This is a genomic window from Paenibacillus sp. J2L1-98 (genome assembly GCF_056269405.1).
In genome coordinates this window covers 1-15,531 of record NZ_JBWDNW010000028.1, presented here as the reverse complement: position 1 = coordinate 15,531, position 15,531 = coordinate 1, and the positions used below count along the sequence as shown (strand labels likewise).

Annotated in this window: 10 protein-coding genes; 9 read left to right on the top strand and 1 reads right to left on the bottom strand. The window is 41.1% G+C overall.

The window, feature by feature from the left end; all coding sequences use genetic code 11:
• Positions 1-35: 35 nt before the first annotated feature.
• From AC0YNZ_RS27860 to AC0YNZ_RS27820, 9 genes are all read left to right on the top strand, one after another.
• A complete protein-coding gene (locus AC0YNZ_RS27860) occupies positions 36-2,156 on the top strand; it encodes a class I SAM-dependent DNA methyltransferase (RefSeq protein ID WP_475829702.1) in 2,121 nt (706 codons plus the stop codon).
• Entirely contained in the window at positions 2,153-3,433 is a 1,281-nt protein-coding gene (locus tag AC0YNZ_RS27855; protein ID WP_475829701.1) for a restriction endonuclease subunit S, read from the top strand. The genes AC0YNZ_RS27860 and AC0YNZ_RS27855 overlap by 4 nt, the downstream gene beginning before the upstream one ends.
• Positions 3,430-6,642, top strand: a complete 3,213-nt coding sequence (locus AC0YNZ_RS27850) for a type I restriction endonuclease subunit R (RefSeq protein ID WP_475829700.1) — start codon at positions 3,430-3,432, stop codon at positions 6,640-6,642. The genes AC0YNZ_RS27855 and AC0YNZ_RS27850 overlap by 4 nt, the downstream gene beginning before the upstream one ends.
• 390 nt (positions 6,643-7,032) lie before the next feature.
• Positions 7,033-7,950, top strand: coding sequence for a DUF4365 domain-containing protein (locus AC0YNZ_RS27845; RefSeq protein ID WP_475829699.1), 918 nt, complete (start codon positions 7,033-7,035; stop codon positions 7,948-7,950).
• Between the two features lie 423 nt (positions 7,951-8,373).
• A complete protein-coding gene (locus tag AC0YNZ_RS27840; RefSeq protein ID WP_475829698.1) occupies positions 8,374-8,925 on the top strand; it encodes a recombinase family protein in 552 nt (183 codons plus the stop codon).
• Positions 8,926-9,373: 448 nt separating this feature from the next.
• Positions 9,374-11,080, top strand: a complete 1,707-nt coding sequence (locus AC0YNZ_RS27835) for a zinc metalloprotease (protein ID WP_475829697.1) — start codon at positions 9,374-9,376, stop codon at positions 11,078-11,080.
• A gap of 179 nt (positions 11,081-11,259) precedes the next feature.
• Positions 11,260-11,553 (top strand): hypothetical protein, encoded by a 294-nt coding sequence (locus tag AC0YNZ_RS27830; protein WP_475829696.1) that lies wholly within the window; start codon positions 11,260-11,262, stop codon positions 11,551-11,553.
• A gap of 345 nt (positions 11,554-11,898) precedes the next feature.
• Positions 11,899-12,231 (top strand): hypothetical protein, encoded by a 333-nt coding sequence (locus AC0YNZ_RS27825; protein ID WP_475829695.1) that lies wholly within the window; start codon positions 11,899-11,901, stop codon positions 12,229-12,231.
• 2 nt (positions 12,232-12,233) lie between these two features.
• Positions 12,234-13,403, top strand: a complete 1,170-nt coding sequence (locus AC0YNZ_RS27820; RefSeq protein WP_475829694.1) for a replication initiator protein A — start codon at positions 12,234-12,236, stop codon at positions 13,401-13,403.
• Between the two features lie 1,915 nt (positions 13,404-15,318).
• Here AC0YNZ_RS27820 and AC0YNZ_RS27815 read toward each other — a convergent pair.
• Positions 15,319-15,531 (bottom strand): hypothetical protein (locus AC0YNZ_RS27815; RefSeq protein WP_475829693.1); only part of this gene is annotated, 213 nt, incomplete at its 5' end.

Genomic DNA, 15,531 nt, shown 5'->3' with positions numbered 1-15,531 from the left:
TAGGTATGTTGACCTACATTGGAGGTAATACAGAAATGGCACAACTCGAAAATATAGAAGCAATTGAAAAGAGACTTTGGGGCGCGGCTGATACTTTGCGCTCTAACTCCAACTACGCTAGCAACGAATATTTCATGCCTGTCATGGGCCTAATCTTTCTGAGACATGCTTACAGCCGATTTCTTAGCGTTAGAGATAAAATTATCGTCACTTTACCCACACGTGGAGGGAAGACGCGTGATTTGACTAAGGAAGATTTTTCTCAGAAGGGATCCATCTTTTTAAGGAAAGAAGCACAATTTGATTATCTTGTCTCACTTACGGACGGAGATGACCGAGCAGCGGCTATCATTGAAGCGATGGATTCAATTGAGAAGGATTATAAAACACTTAGTGGTGTACTTCCCAAAGCAGAGTATCAGGAACTTGACAATGAAGTTCTAGGACAGCTATTGCGTACTCTGAATCCAGAAGAATTAAAACGTGCATCCGGCGATATTTTTGGGCGTATTTATGAGTATTTTCTAACTCAGTTTGCAGATCAAAAGGCCCATGATGGCGGTGAATTCTTCACACCGGTATCTTTAGTTTCATTTCTTGCTAACGTGTTGGAACCAGAAAGTGGTGTGGTACTTGATCCAGCCTGTGGTTCTGGTGGGATGTTTGTACAAAGCGCTCATTTCTTAGAACGACTTCATGCAAACCCAACAGAGCGACTTACATTTTACGGTTTAGAAAAGAATCCTACCACCATCCGTTTGGCAAAAATGAATTTGGCCGTTCACGGACTTGAAGGAGATATCCAAAAGGCCATATCTTACTATGAGGATCCACATCAACTTGTGGGAAAGGCTGATTTTGTAATGGCTAATCCCCCATTTAATGTTGATGAAGTTGATGCGGAAAAAGTAAAGTCTGACTCTCGTCTACCTTTCGGATTACCGGGAGTAAATAAAAACGATAAAGTCTCTAACGGCAACTACCTTTGGATTAGCTATTTTTACAGCTACCTAAATGAAACTGGTCGTGCTGGGTTTGTTATGTCTTCTCAGGCTTCAAGTGCAAGTAGGGATGAGGCTTCGGTGAGACGGAAACTTATAGAAACAGGTTCGGTAGACATAATGGTCGCTATTCGGTCGAACTTCTTCTATACCCGGGCAGTCCCATGCGAGTTATGGTTTTTAAACCGAGCTAAGCCAGAAGAATTCAAAGATAAGGTACTTATGATCGATGCACGAAATATTTACAGAAAAGTAACAAGGAAAATATTTGATTTTAGCCCAGAGCAACTCCAAAATCTTCTCTCGATAATATGGCTCTATCGTGGTCAGAGGGAGCGCTTCATTGATCTAATGAAACAGTATATAGAGGCTACACTTTTTAACACTCGGGAGTGCTTTTCACAGAAATATGTAGATGGTGAGGAAGTTCACTTGCTTTCCAACTATACGAGCAAGTTTGAAGATATGAAAAAGGTTACTCTACCTTTCCTTAAAAGCTTATCCGCTGATTCTCCAGCATTGGAAATTTTGAATGGGCTAGCTTCAGGAGTTGAAACTTTTTCACATGATGTAGATGCTCTTCAATCACTGTTAAAAACAGAAGATGCATATTGGGAGAGTCAAAAACAAGCGGCAGATATTACTGTACTAAATGAAGTAATAGAGAGGCTTTTTTCAATAGTAGAAATCAGCCGTAATCTTCTAAAGCAGGCTGATCGGATTTACAAACAAGAGATTCGTTTAGTTGATATATGTGAAAATGAACTACAAGCAAAAGATAGCGGTCTCTGGGTTAGTCGTGAAATCTCAAAAGTCCGTAAAATAACAGATTCTGCTAGACAAGTGGCTGTTGATCAATTAAAGCTGATCCGATACTTCCACAAACAAGCAACATGGCTTATAGAGCGTTTCCCCGATGGTCAATTACGCAACATAGAGGGGCTAGTCAAACTAGTCAATAGATCGGAAATTGAAGCAAATGATTGGAGTTTGACTCCGGGGCGTTATGTCGGTATAACACCGGATGAAGATGATGAGGAATTTGATTTTGAAGAAACCTTACGTGAAATTCATGTTGAATTAAATGGCCTAAATGAGGAGGCAGCTGAGTTAGCCAAAAAGATTATGAGGAATTTCGAGGAGTTAGGGATATGACAACGATGCTTACACTTGGATCAATTATTGAAAAATATGGTGGTCTGATTCAAACTGGACCATTCGGTTCCCAACTCCATCAATCTGATTATTCAGAAGAAGGTATACCGGTAGTAATGCCAAAAGACATTAAGGATGGACGCATTGAGGAGATCACCATAGCTAGAATTCCAGAAGAAAAAGCATCTCAACTTTCACGTCATAAACTGAAGCGGGGATCAATAGTTTTTCCACGTAGAGGAGATATAAGTAAATGTGCATTCATTAATGAAGCCCAAGAAGGCTTTCTCTGTGGTACTGGTTGTATAAAGATTGAGTTACCGGAAGATATAATTCACCCTAAATTTCTCTTTTACTATTTAGGATTACGTCAGGTAGTAGAGTGGCTTGAGCGTAATGCTGTTGGAACTACTATGTTAAATTTGAATACGTCTATAATTGGTGGTATTCAGTTACCAGAAATGAGTTTAGCTCGACAAAAGAAAATCGCTTCAATTCTTGAGGGTTATGACGAGTTAATCGGTAATAACCTAAAACGAATAGAACTTTTAGAACAGACTGCATGTCTCCTTTTTAAGGAATGGTTCGTATACCACCGTTTTCCTGGATACCAACATGTTCAAGACAATAATGGTATTCCAGAGGAATGGGGCAAAAATAAAATTGAAGATTTATTAGAGTATCAAATTGGAGGTGGATGGGGTCAGGACGAACCTATAGATAATGAAACCAGTCCCGCATATGTAATACGAGGTACAGATATGCCTGGTATTACTTCAGGGAGTTTTGAAAACGTTGGGCTCCGGTATCATAAGGATAGTGCGTTAAAGTCACGGCTCCTAGATGTTGGAGACATTATTTTTGAAGTTTCCGGGGGGAGTGCTACACAGCCTGTAGGTAGAGCATTGCGGATTTCCCAAAAGGTATTTGAACACTATAAGACATCCTTAATTTGTGCTAGTTTCTGCAAACTCCTTAGGCCAAAATCAAAATATCTTTCAGCTTTTTTATACTATCATCTTAAGCAAATTAGGGAAAGTGGAGAGTTGCAAGTGTTCCAAAAACAAAGTGCAAGTGCCCTTCAAAATTTTAATTTCGCAGCTTTTTTAGAACATCACCGAGTAATGGTACCGAACCAAACATTGCTAGAACAGTTCTTTAGACAAGTTGAAGCTATTGAGGAACAAGCGGTAACACTTGCATTTCAAATATATAAGATCAAACAAGCACGAGACCTCTTAATTCCACGATTACTGAAGGGGGGAATATCTGTATGAGTATCTTCAACGAAGATACTCTCGTCCAACAGACAACCTCAGATTATTTGCATGATGAACTTGGGTGGGAGTCAGTCTACGCCTATAATTCTGAAACCTTTGGACCCAACGGTACTTTAGGCCGCGGGTCTGACAGGGAAGTTATTTTGACATGTTATCTGCGTTCCAAGCTAAAGGAATTTAATCAGGGTTTACCAGAAGCGGCCTATGATGATGCAGTTCGGCAGATTGTTGAATACAACACTAGCCAGACCACGCTTGTTACAAATCGTGAAAAGCACAATCTCCTAAGAGATGGTGTTTCAGTTACTTATCGAAATGATAAAGGCGAACTAAAAAAGGACAGGTTACGCGTCTTTAATTTTAATGAACCAGCGAAAAATCATTTCCTTTGTGTACGTGAGTTATGGGTTCGGGGGGAAATATACCGACGCCGTGCAGATATCGTAGGATTCATTAATGGAATCCCTCTCGTATTTATGGAGTTGAAGACTATTAGCAGAGATATTCGACATGCTTATGAAGAAAATCTTGCTGATTATAAGGATACAATTCCGCATCTGTTTCACCACAATGCATTTATTATTTTGGCGAATGGGCATGATGCTAAAATTGGTTCTCTTACCAGCCGGTTCGACCATTTCTATGACTGGAAACGTCTCGAAGAAGAAGAACCCGGCGTTGTAAACATGGAGACATTACTTAAAGGTCTTTGTAATAAGCGAGACCTAATAGACCTCTTTGAAAATTTCATCTTGTTTGATGAGTCTAAGGGGTCTACTGTTAAAATCTTGGCACAGAACCACCAATTTCTTGGGGTTAATCGAGCTGTCGAAGCAGTGAAAAATCGAGAGGAGCTAAATGGCAAATTAGGGGTGTTTTGGCATACCCAAGGGTCCGGTAAAAGCTACTCAATGGTCTTTTTCACACGAAAGGTTCATCGCAAACTAGGCGGTAATTTCACCTTCGTAATAACAACCGACCGGGAGGACCTTGACTCTCAGATTTATAAAACTTTTGCAGGTTGTGCTCTAGCGGACAACGATCGTGATCCATGTCGACCATCCAAAGGAGAAAAACTGAAGGAAATGCTTGGTCAGCACAAAGCATATATATTTACTTTAATTCAGAAGTTTAACCAAGATGTCGATCCAGAGGTGGGTTATTCCCAACGGGATGACATTATTGTAATCAGTGATGAGGCGCATCGCACGCAGTATGGTCGACTTGCACTCAATATGCGGAATGCTCTTCCTAACGCAAGTTATATCGGTTTTACAGGTACACCGCTCTTCAAGAATGACGAGATCACTCGTCAAGTCTTTGGTGACTATATTTCAACTTATGATTTCCAACGTGCTGTCGAGGATAAGGCCACTGTACCTCTTTATTACGATGCTCGTGGTGACAAGCTAGGGATAGCTACAACTGAGCTTAATGAAAAAATCGCTCAAAAACTCGAAGAGCTAGAAACTGAAAATATTGATGTCGAATTAAGACTCGAGAAAGAGCTTAGGCGAGACTACCACATCATTACTGCTGAAAAGCGTTTAGATCAAGTGGCACGTGACTTTGTGCACCACTATTCAACAGCATGGGAAACAGGCAAATCGATGCTAGTATGTATTGACAAGATTACCTGTGTTCGAATGTATAATTTAATCCAGAAGTATTGGCAAGAACGTATTGCAAAACTCCAATTAGAAGTCAGCAAAGTACCAGATCAGCAAGAGGAAATATATCGAATCCGACAAATCGATTGGATGAAAGAAACGCAAATGGCGGTTGTCGTTAGTGAGGAACAAGGTGAAGTAGCAAAATTTCAAAAATGGGGTCTGGATATAATCCCTCACCGCAAATTGATTAAGGATGGGTTTGAAAATTCTGAGGGTGAGCGGATTGACATTGAATCTGCATTTAAGAAAGAAGATCATCCTTTTCGTGTTGCTATTGTATGTGCTATGTGGCTGACAGGCTTTGATGTACCAAGTCTCTCGACACTATACCTGGATAAACCATTGAAGGCGCATACCCTTATGCAGACTATAGCCCGAGCAAATAGGATAAATGAGGGCAAGAATAATGGAATGATTGTCGATTATTGTGGCGTATTGAAAAGTCTTCGTGCTGCTTTGGCTACGTATGCTGGGCAAGGGGACTCTGGTCGCACGGGGGGAGAAAGTGACATTGATCCAGCAAAACCTGCCGATGTAGAACTCCTGGCTGATCTTGCTGAATCAATCTCCTTTGTTCGTTCTTTCCTTGAAGAACGAAATGCTCCACTCGGCGATATAATTGAAAAAACAGGTTTTGGCCGAAATGCAGCTATCCTCGCTTCAAAGGAAGCGGCGAATGAAAATGATGAAACCCGGAAGCGTTTTGAAGTTATGTGTCGAGAGGTATTTAAGAAGTTCAAATCTTGCCTGAACATTCGAGCAGTAAATGATTATCGTAAAGAAAACGATGCTATAAATATTATTTACAGAAGCCTAATGAAGGATCGCGAACAGGCAGATATTTCAGATATTATCCAACAACTTCACGAGGTTGTGGATGGTGCAATAACTACAGCCACAATAGCTCGCGAAGAGTCAACACCATATAACATCGCACAAATTGATTTTGATCGGCTTCGTAAAGAATTTGAGAGGAGTCCTGCAAAAAAAACAACAGTTCAAAACCTAAAGCAAGTGATAGAGCAGCGCTTAAGACGTTTACTGTCTCAAAACTTAGATCGTACCGACTTCCAAAGACATTACGAAAAAATCGTATCCGACTATAACAAGGAAAAGGACCGGGTTACGATTGAAAAGACTTTTGAAGTTCTTCTAAAGTTTGTAGAGGATCTTGGAAAAGAGGAAAGTCGGGCTATGCGCGAAGGGCTTGATGAAGAAGGACTGGCACTTTTTGACCTTCTAAAAAAATCGGAATTATCCTCAGAAGAAATCAAAAAAATTAAGAAGGTTGCAGTTGAGCTTCTTAATACGCTTAAAGCGGAAAAATTAAGAATAGATCGTTGGCGGGATAAAGAAGCTACGCGAGATGCAGTTCGAACAACAATACATGATTTTCTATGGAGCGAAGACACTGGATTGCCGGTCGACAGCTTTAGTGAAGAGGATGTTAAGATGAAAGCAGATGTAATTTTTCAGCATGTATTCAGAGTTTATCCTAAGTTACCTTCTCCGATATATGGCAGCGCATCTTAATTTAATTATTAACGTGAAAGTAAAAAAAGCCATTCGACTAATGCCTTTTTTTACTTGAATGTACCGGCGAGCAGTTCCAAATAAAAAAGGGGAATTAATAATTAATGCTATATGATGAAGCCTACGGAGGGGATTAGTCTAATAAATCAATTGAGAAAAGAATTAAATCTAAATTAAGTAAATACAAATGGTCAGGACCAATATTTGTTGCAATCTGTAAAAGTGTAGATTTTGGGGTCGATTGGGATGATGTAGCTGAAATAATGTTTCGAATGGAGTAACACTCAGGGAAGGATTAATAAAGATAAGTAAGAGCAAAGATTCTTTGGAGCGCAACTCAAAAACAGTTTAATTGGAGTAAAGAATAAAAAATTGTTTGAGGTGAGGACTTTGGTTAATCAGAATTATTTTGATTATTTTTTTATAGATGACGATACAGAATTGCCAGTAGACAATAGAGAGATAGATAAAAAGGCAATGCATGAGGTAGAAGGTAAAGTTAATTTTGAATTTGAATGGCTTTTTAGAGCCCAAAATGATCAAGATGATTACGGAATAGATGGATTTATAGAATTGAAATATGGAAATAAAGTTACTGGTAAAATGATAGCAGCACAAGTAAAAGGTTCTGACGGAAATTTTAGAGAGGAAGTCGAGAAACCAGATCATTTTGTCTATTACGGAAAACTGAAGCATTACTATTACTGGGTAGGCCATTCTTTGTCAGTTATATTAATACTACATAATGTGGAGTGTGGGGAAACATACTGGGTCCACATAAAAAGGGAGGATGTAATAGGGACTCCAAAGGCCTGGAAGATTTACGTGCCTAAATCCCAAAAATTCAACCAAGAAGCAAAATATCAAATATCATTATTAGCTAAGAGTGAATTAGAGCAAAGAATTGAACCGTTGTATAGTTATAGAGAGATAATTGCGTTTTTAGTAAAAGAGGAATACAGTGCCAAAGCTATTTTGCATGATGAAGCAAAAGGTGCACATTTAAATGGAGCATTTATAAATATTAATGTTTATCATGAGGATGGAAGTGAAGTTTACGAAGATTCCGTTTGGGTAGAATATCCAGAACCATTGGAAAATGTAAATGATGCAATCCCACTAGAATATATTATGAAGGGGTTAATATCTGCATTAGGTGATTGGACTACAGTCGTTAATACGGATGAGGGAATATGCCTACATTTAAATGAATTAGGTAAGTCATTTTTAAAAGTAATTAGATACGCTAGACCTCAACTACATTTTTTTGCTGATCAACCCCATATAGAGGCTAAACCTAATCTTTAAAAATTCGTCATTAGCCCCGATACGGTGAAACGTACCATAAATAGAAGCATGTTTTTCTGAAAGGTTATTATAGGGCTTGTTTAACTTATTAGAATTGATTATTCATATTTACATATCTGTAAGCTGAATGTTGTATTCCATAATGGGACTCTTAAATTTAAAGGATCTGTATCAAGGCTAAAACATCATTATCTAGACTTTTACGAAAAAGCCCAACACCAAATTATCAATATGGTTTTGGGTTTTCTCTATTCGAATTGCAATGATCCATCTGTGTCTATATAACGATCGTTTTTTAGACTTTTTAAACACCAGCATAAAATCCCCCAAACTTATCATTGTTTTAGTCTATTAAATCGTCTATTATTCAAGGTATATTAAATATGATAATCAAAGGTTTAATAGACAAAAGGGGATTGATAAATGGCTAAAATTGGATATGCACGTGTTTCGACTTCCGATCAGTCCATGGATTTACAAATCGATTCTTTGAAGGCTTCCGGATGTGAGCGTATTTTCGAGGAAAAGGTCTCCGGAAAGAAAAGTGATCGACCTGAGTTAGCTCGCTGCCTGGAGTACTTGCGTTCCGGGGATACATTAGTCATTTGGAAATTGGATCGCCTTGGTCGGACGACTAAGCAGTTAATCGAGCTTTCGCATGATCTTAAAGAAAGAGGAATCAGTCTGCAGATCATCACTCTGGGAGTAGATACTAGCACACCGGCGGGAAAGCTTTTTTTCGCTATTATGGCTGGTTTAGCTGAAATGGAGGCAGAGACAATTCGAGAAAGAACCCAGGCCGGCTTACAGGCCGCTCGGGCTCGAGGTAGAAAAGGAGGAAGACCGCCATTGGATAAGAGCAAAGTTGAAATGGCGTTGCTTCTGTATGATAGTCGGAAATATACCATTAAAGAAATAACTGAGCAGACCGGAGTATCTAAAGCAAAGTTATATCAAGTTCTCAATGTCAGGTAATGGAAAGTTTCATTATGACAGGCAGACGCAGTGGGATTAAGATAACGGGGACGATGTTCAATAATGAAAGGGTTGCTTCGGCAGCCCTTTTTTTCTAGTGAAGTCCTATAATAAAACTAAAGCATTACTTGATATACAAATATCGTACAACTCGATACACTGAAAACAACAATTTGGAGGTTCGATTATGATTAAGCTGCAATTTTTCTTAATCGTGATACTTTTGTATTTCGAATGGGATTGGTCTACGCTCGTCACTCCTGGATGGAGAGAGGTAAAGCTGATTTAGCTGGGATCTATCGAAAACGCCGGTGAACGAAGGGTTTCACCGGCATCCCGAAAAAGGAAAAATTCCTTTTTTTACTATGGAAAAATTCTACAGAAAAATAACTATAGACACTGTATACTTAAGGTATGCTTTATATAATTTGAACTGGAGGTGTCAGCAATGTGCAGTAGCCCCCCATCCAGAACAAATCACTCATCCGACTCAATCATGTGCACCCTCAAAGAACTACCTTCCGAACTTCAGTTAGAAGCGGCAGCGAAGGCGATCGAGATTAACCCGGAGAACGCGCCGAAAGCCCACGAAATCGAACTTTTGTCAAAGCAGGAGCGAACCCCCCTCAAAATGGCCTTACTGACGTCGAAATACTGGCCTAGCGGGGTGGTGAACCTGCCTGTAGGATTCATCGGGAATCCATCAGCTGAATTGAAAGGGCGTATTATTACACACATGAATGCATGGAGTATGACCGGAAACGTCCATTTTACGGTATCTTCTGACGAACCATTGGTCCGTATCAGCTTCGAAAAAGGCGGATATTGGTCCTATCTCGGGACCGATATTCTGAGGATCGAACCTGACAAGGCCACAATGAATCTTGAAGGATTCAGTATGGATACGCCGGATTCTGTATTCCGACGGGTCGTTTGCCACGAAACTGGTCATACACTTGGTTTTCCGCACGAGCATCTCCGTGAAGAGATTGTGAGCCTCATTGACCCGGTGAAGGCAATCGCATATTTCAAAGAAACTTACAATTGGCAGGAAGAGAAGACAAGACAGCAAGTACTTACGCCTCTCAAAACAAAAGATATTCGTAAAACGATGGCGGCGAACCCTAACTCCATAATGTGCTATTCTTTGCCAGCATCCATCATGACGAATGGCATTGCAATTCCAGGAGGAAGTGTCATTGACGCTTCGGACATGGAGTTCGTTTCGTTAGTGTATCCCAAGGAGGCTTTTCCTAAGGTCATGCATACCGTGCGTCATTCGGACGGAAGCTGGCAGTCCCCGGTTGATCTGTATGACAAACTCGGTTTTCAAGGGTCGATCATCTCTGTTGCAGGAGCGATTGGTGGAGTCGGTGATACTCAGTTTGCATACGTCACGCACTTTGGTCAATTGCGGCATTTGATTCGCCACTTAGATGGCAGTTGGTCGGAGTCGCTCAATCTTTCTGAGTTGTTTAATATTTCCGTAGGTGTTTCAGTAGTCGCAGCGGCGAGCGGGGCGAATGGAGCCACACAATTCATGTTTGCAACAATCGATGGTAATCTGTGGCATACTGTCCGTGATTCGACCGGGGATTGGAATCTTATCGATCTGAAGAAACAAGTTATTGTGCCTTGGAACGTGGTAGCACTCTGTGGAACTAATGGGGTCAACGGGTCCACACAATTTGTGTTAACTACAAATGATGGACACCTTTGGCACACAATTCGGGATGCTGACGGATCCTGGCAGCAATTAGGCGACCTTTCGGGTACGCTTGGATATTCCGGAGTTGTCACTACAATTGCGGGTGCTGCAGGTCCGAAGGGGGAAACAGTGTTTAAATTTGCTAGCAAAGACGCACGCCTATGGGATACCTGCCGTCTTCTAGATGGAACGTGGACTGGTTTACATCTGGGGATGCTGATGCAAATCATCGCAGTAGGTGCCTGCTCCGATGCTTACGGGCAAATTCAGTTCGTCTTTTCTAGAGAAAATGGGCAGGCATGGCATACCATTCGTTTTGCTGATGGGAGCTGGCAAACACCTGTTCCACTAAACTGGGTACTACCAATTAGCAGCCATGTGCCAGCTTTGGCAGGTGTGACTGGTGTCAACGGAGAGGCACACTTTATCTTTTCCACGTACGAGTAACAGGGATTGCGTTTGGAGAATTTCTCCTGAGGAATTATCCGGTATCGTTTACGCAACATCTGCAATCAAGGCCTGTAATGGGGTGATATTGCTATTTGGGACGCCCCCGGGAAGGTCCGGTTCTATGTTCGCCAGGGCAAGCGGGTCGATACAGAAGTTCAACTTGGGGCATGCAAGCGTTGGAATCCATCATGATGTCATTCCACTCTGTTTTGAGTCCTAATGCTTTTCTTGTTATAGAGGCATATAAACGAAAACATTTTACACATTTTCTTAATAACCTGTCTTGTAAGTTGTTTGAGAAAATATGGTATTACGCTGAAAAATCTTCGGACAGCATGATTCGTCCTCATTTCGAGAAAAGTGACAGTCTTCAGCAATCCTTTAGTCGTATCGAGGTCGGTAGCGGCATGTATAAGCTGGCGATTTATCGTAAACGCGATCTGCAAGAAGCACAACAGAAAGCAAGTTAATCAATCATTTCGGATCCTCAGACTATCACTTCGAGCCAGCTCTAGCAGCTGGTTTTTTTTATTTCCCTATCATCTCCCAGTTCGTTTAGTCGGGAAGCCCAAGCGACTCACCGGCTCTAAGTCGCTTCGCTCCTAGGGCGTTTATTCAATCGTCCACTTTTTTTGTTTCTTACCATGTGCATAATGTTTTCAGTCCAATAGAGTCCCCTCACCTTTGTTCCGGTGAGGGGACTTCACAAAACTTTGGCCGTATGATAAGTTATATTTAATCAGTTAACTGAACAGTTTTACTGAATAGATTTAAAGAAAAATTAAATTGAACAGTGTTCGAAAGGACTGATTCTAATGGGTGATGTTTATTCAGTATCGGGAAATAAAGGCGGTAAAACTGAACAGATTAATGATTCTGTAACACAGAACAGTAAAACTGAACAGGGTAATGATTTTGTTTTCCTAGCTAGAGACTTTTTAAGTGAATACGAAGAAATTGAAAAAAATCGAAAGCCCAAAGTTGAGGATACGCATACGAGGGATACATATTTGATTCGAAATGACTTACTTGCCCGTTTCAACAAGTTAGCAAAAAATCAAAAGAAAGGCTTTAAAATGAAGCTAATCAATTACGTTTTAGAAAAAGAACTGAACATGATTGAAAAGAATCAAATGGGCGGCGAATGACTATGAAAGAGCTATTCAAGGAAACTGAGGATCAGCTTGAACAATTGGCCAAAGAATTTGTGAAGATTCATGAACGACATACAGACCCCTTAAAAGCTGCCGCAATTAGACAAGAAACATTAGAAACTCTTAGCGCAACATTAAATCAACGTGTACAGGCTAAGGGACTTTTTATGTATGGCAACCAGCAAGGAGAAATGTTGAAAGCGCAATTGCAAGATGACCAATGTACTAGCTCAGATCGAGCATTTATACAAGCAAAGATAGATATTTTAGAACGCGCTTTACGAGTAAAATCTGTGGATTATCTAAAGGAGCTTGTACCCTTTAACACCAATATTGCTCAACATGCTCTATTTTCGGCCAAACCGAAAAATATGATTGGACAAGCTGGAATTACGGTTAAAGGAGTTCGATCTGTTCATATTAAAAGCAAAAACGGAGAAGTTCTTACAACGTATGATGCACGAATTATGGGGGCAATTCAATCACTATGGTTTAAGCAGAGTGGTGGTAAATCTGCCGTCGAACTGAAATATGCAGACATTCTAAACGAATTAGGGTTATCCGATGGTGCTAGTAATTATAAGCGCATCCAGGAATCGCTGATCCGATTGAAAGACATTGAAGTGACCCTTACACAATATCAGCGTTCACAAAATGCAGAGTATGAAGAAATTGCGCTCACTCGTCTTATCGATCAAATCGTGTTTCGTCGGAAAGTGAACACAATAGATCACTACCAGCGTATGTTTGAAATTCGGTTGCCGGAATGGTTAGTTCAAGCAAACCGGGACGGGAACCTATTTGACGTATCGCTCATTCTGATGAACGACCTAAAATCCTATTTAGCGCAGGGCATGTACTGGCTTATTTCTTCTTACACGGAAGAACATAAGGTAGAGCTGGAATTGTTCACACTAGCTGGACATTTTCACTTTATCGATGGAGGCCAGCCGATCATGCCAGTATACAAGATCGTTGAGCGAATTACACAGGCTTGCGAGGAACTAAAGCAAGTTGGTTTCATCGATTCCTACTCTTATTCCGGAAAAAAACAAGGCCTGGTTGACCGTTATTTATCGGTTATAAAAAATCCTGTCTTTTTGAATATACCGGTACGATCGCGAGAAGTACCTCCACCAGAGCAGATGGAGCTTTGGAGAGAATAAATGCATTAAGGTAATGGAGAGTGGCCACGCGCGATCGGCGCGGGCTGCTTTTATTTTTATACTGCTGTTACGTTTTGTATACGAATTAAGAACTGCAGCTGCGTGCGAGGTCGGGATATTGTATACGTATCATGCGCGTTGAACTTGGAGTATGACTAAACATCCGTTTTAGTACGGAAATGAAAATGAAACATCCGTTTTAGTACGGAAATTGGGCGAAAAAAAATTAAAATACTTGAATATGCGATAAGGTAACGTCTGAATATGTAGAATCATCCGTTTTAGTACGGAAAACGAGTTCAAAACATCCGTTTTAGTACGGAAACAAGGCTTAAAACATCCGTTTTAGTACGGAAAAAACAAAATGGTCCAGTTTGCCATATTTCAATAAAGTGTCGTATTATAGGTGATAGATTAAGAGATTTGTTGGAAGTTGTTTTCTACATAAAAAAGAAAAGCCCCACATAATTCGCTTAATGAATGTCACCGTCGCCAAACTGAGGCATTCATTAAACGTGCTTAGGAGTGAGAGCTTTTACTTAATTATTCGTATTCGTATAGAGATATTATACTCTAGCTGCGAAAAAAAAGTAAAGTCAAACTCTCTCTTTCCTATTGCCTTTTTAAGGTATGCGGTGCTGGAAGGAGAGGTTTTTTTGTTATGTCCTCACTGTGACTATCCTCTCTCTTCTTATTAAATTCCTAACTCGAAAGATAAAACCAAATATTAGCGTTCGGGGGCTATTTTTTAAAAATGGTCTGCGAAGGCTTAGTTTCCTATTGTCTTTTTTGGGATTCTGAGTCAGGGTGAGCCTTCGCCAGCTTGGTGGGATCAGGAGACCACGGTAAAAGACCTGCCCAATTCATGTGGCGTGCCGGAGGCTAGTGGGTTGGTGATTGTCGGGGGTTGTCACGTTTTGGTCGTGACCACTTGCGCCGGAAAGCCGGGCGTGCAGTGAAGCTTCATTCTCGTAGTCTGCCTACCTGACCGGGGGCAGACAATCCGGCAAAAAACGAAATGCAGCCCACGATATGACTCTATCGTGGGCTGCGACCGTTCCGAAAAGTACGTGGTAAAGACTCGAGAGAACCTTGCTGGAAACTGTTCAAGGGAGAGTAGACCACGGTTTGAGAAGTCGCCGAAAAAGCTGTGGTGGCGGGTTGGTCTATAGGAACCGTAACCAATCCGGGGGCATGACCTCCATAAGTAAGCGAGCTGTAGAAATACGGCGTGGCAGAAACAACTCCTGGGAGCCGTTCCCCAATGCGTGACGGCCGAACCATTCTGTTCATCTTATCCTCTGTAGGCTGTTTTTTTATCAGCCTATCGGGATAAGGTGAACTGTGTCCACCCCGCACGACCCATTGTTCACGAGATCAATTTCGCCGTCAAGCAAAAGTTTCTTTGAAATTCGAACTGACACAGTACACCGTAAAAACGCAGGGGCGGGTGAGGGGAGTATGGTTAAATCTTGCAAGGCGCAAGCATTGCTACCTTGTACTAAGAGCGTGTGGATAACGGTTTTCACTTAATGAGTTATACACAGAAGCAATAGAAAATGAAGTTGTAGATGTCCATCGCTGGAGAATGTATGTAGCCGCGAAGGGAGTCGAGGTTTGGGGGCAACGTGCTTTTCGTTGTCCCCACTCCGAGGTGAGCGAGAGGAACCGGAGTGAAACGAAGGCAATACAGGAATCCAACCGCCGGATTCGAAAATTCTAAGTAAGAACCTTCTCCCATTATCGGCCGGTATTGATAGGGACGCTTCAGGTATACGTCAAGGTGGTCAACTCTAAACAGTTCGATGGCATCAGATACGTCGCGGGCCTACGTTGACCTGGGATGTCAGTCAAATATCACATCCGTCGAGTAAAGTGAAATCCCCGCTGGCTTCGGCTGGCGGGGATTTTTGTGTTAGTTTAACGGTATAGCATCAATTACTACTATTATTGGTTTTCTTCTTAGCTCCTCAATATCTTTCTCGTAATCATAAGCCTCAAAATAATAACTAAGAAGATCATTTGGCTGGATTATGGTGGTATATACTTGTGCGACGTCGTCCGAAACCAGCTTCGGATTTCCATCCAGATAGCCTCCAGAAACCATGGCCCAGATTTTTAAACCTCC